The organism is Pedobacter jamesrossensis (genome assembly GCF_042650905.1).
In the GTDB taxonomy this organism is placed as follows: domain Bacteria; phylum Bacteroidota; class Bacteroidia; order Sphingobacteriales; family Sphingobacteriaceae; genus Pedobacter; species Pedobacter jamesrossensis.
In genome coordinates, this window is sequence record NZ_JBHSBY010000065.1 from 1 (window position 1) to 1867 (window position 1867).

Sequence of the window (1867 nt, forward strand, 5' to 3'; positions counted from 1 at the left end):
AAGATCCATCCAAGGGCTCTCTAGTAACTAAAAGACTCAAGGCTGGATGGGACAATCAGTATCTATTGCAAGTGTTTAACCAAATTTAAGTGCGTTGACCCTGGAAATTATGTAACTAATCGTTTGATTCTATAAGAAGTTTCATAGCTTTCAAGCGCCACAATAATGGCTGGTTTACCTTCGAGTCTGGCTCAGTTCTAAGAGGTGCGAAATGACTTTCCAGAAAATGTTCGTAATCATTTACAATCGTTGCAGGGTTAAGCATAATTGGTTCTTTAGGCTTTTCTGCAGTTTTAAAATATTGTTCTAGTTCGGCGATTGACATGATTCAAAGGTAAGCAAATAGAGGTCTTTATTAGAATTACCAAGCCAATTTTTCTATTTTAGAAAATGTGAATATCTTTTAAGCTTAGTTTTGAATGGGTTATGTTTTTAAGTTTAATTGGATGCTTTAAGTTTTTGAAGGATTTTATAAAAACATTAAGTTAGCCAGATAAAACCAAACAGAATAAATTTAGTGCAGCTCTCCTTATTAGATTTTACAGAACCACTTACTGCATCTTATGATATCAGGCAATGTTTTATTGAGGCCGCTCATTACATTATGGCTTTGAATTTTCAAGATGAATTTGAACTTTTATATATCGATTTAAAAAATAAAACCGGATTAAAACTGATTCGGGATTCTGATAAAATTCTTTACCCGGAGATTTACGATCATTTAGCCCTTATTACTTTTTCGGGGATTGCAGTTGCAACATTACATAAACATGGTAGGGGAGTTGTTGCCGAGCAGCTTATTAATCTCCCTTATAATGCGACAATATTAGATACTGAAGGGCTTGGAGCACATTATCAGTTATTTAAAAAATACCTTAAACCTGTAGAAAGATTTTTCTTAACCAAAAAAATGCACGCAGAATGGAACACCATTATTAACTGTTTCGAATTTTTACTTAACGGGCCAGTATGGTGTGCAATTGAGTTTGTTGCTCAAATTTTAAGCATGTCGAAAGGGAAGGGCTTAAGTCATTTAGAGATTATAGATAAATTGTGTTTGCAAGATTTTTATCCTGATTTGTTAGTCTGTTTAAACAATTTTAGCAATAAGCGTTATCCATTAACAAAAGAAAACCTGAGTATGGTTTTTTAATAAAAAATCAGTAATTATTATGTATGCTACAGTTAAATCAAAAAATCATGTTAACTTGAATTCTAATGATTATTTTTTGCCTCTGTTTCTTGAAAGTTAAGATGTCCCTATGAGAAAAGCTATTATTGTACTAATATTATTCATCTGTTCTGCCATTTTCTGTTTTGCAGATTCTGGAGCCAATAGCTTTAAGCCTAATTTTTTACAAAATGGTAGTGTTGATAGTTTAAAGTATATCGACTTTCTAAATAGAAGGGCTATGTTAATGTACGAAACCAATGTAGATAGTACCTTTTATTATACCACAAAAGCAAGAAAAATCTCAGAGAGAATTGATTATGCAAAAGGCAAAGCAGATGCTTTAAATAATTTGGGCATTTTCTTCGATATTAAAGGTAACTTAAGAATGGCTCTACGCTATTATAATGCAGGTTATATCGCTTACCAAGAGTTAAAAGATTCTGCAAATGCTGTTCAGGCAACTATGAATATAGCCATGGTTTATGGCCAAATGGATAAAAATGAACGTTCCATCCAGTATTATAATAAGGCGCTAAATCTGGGGAAAAAACTATCCCAAGATTCAATATTATCTTTAGTTATTTATAATTAGTCGAGCCTTAAAAAGCCCATTTTAGATTAAATATTTTTTGAATTTGAATTTTTGAACTATTTATCACCGCAAGCAATTTATTGGTCATCAATATTAGGCTC

Annotated in this window: 3 protein-coding genes; 2 read left to right on the forward strand and 1 reads right to left on the reverse strand. The window is 32.0% G+C overall.

Annotation, left to right across the window (positions count from 1 at the left end; all coding sequences use genetic code 11):
- Positions 1-115: 115 nt before the first annotated feature.
- Positions 116-325: a DUF6965 family protein gene (locus tag ACFOUY_RS09030; protein WP_378960179.1), complete on the reverse strand. Its 210-nt coding sequence runs from the start codon at positions 323-325 to the stop codon at positions 116-118.
- Positions 326-517: 192 nt separating this feature from the next.
- Between ACFOUY_RS09030 and ACFOUY_RS09035 the strand changes: the two genes are divergently transcribed.
- Both ACFOUY_RS09035 and ACFOUY_RS09040 read left to right on the forward strand, forming a co-directional pair.
- Positions 518-1153 carry a hypothetical protein gene (locus ACFOUY_RS09035; protein WP_378960180.1) on the forward strand — a complete coding sequence of 212 codons (636 nt, stop codon included), beginning with the start codon at positions 518-520 and terminating at the stop codon, positions 1151-1153.
- Between the two features lie 109 nt (positions 1154-1262).
- A complete protein-coding gene (locus ACFOUY_RS09040) occupies positions 1263-1766 on the forward strand; it encodes a tetratricopeptide repeat protein (RefSeq protein ID WP_378960181.1) in 504 nt (167 codons plus the stop codon).
- Positions 1767-1867: the final 101 nt, after the last annotated feature.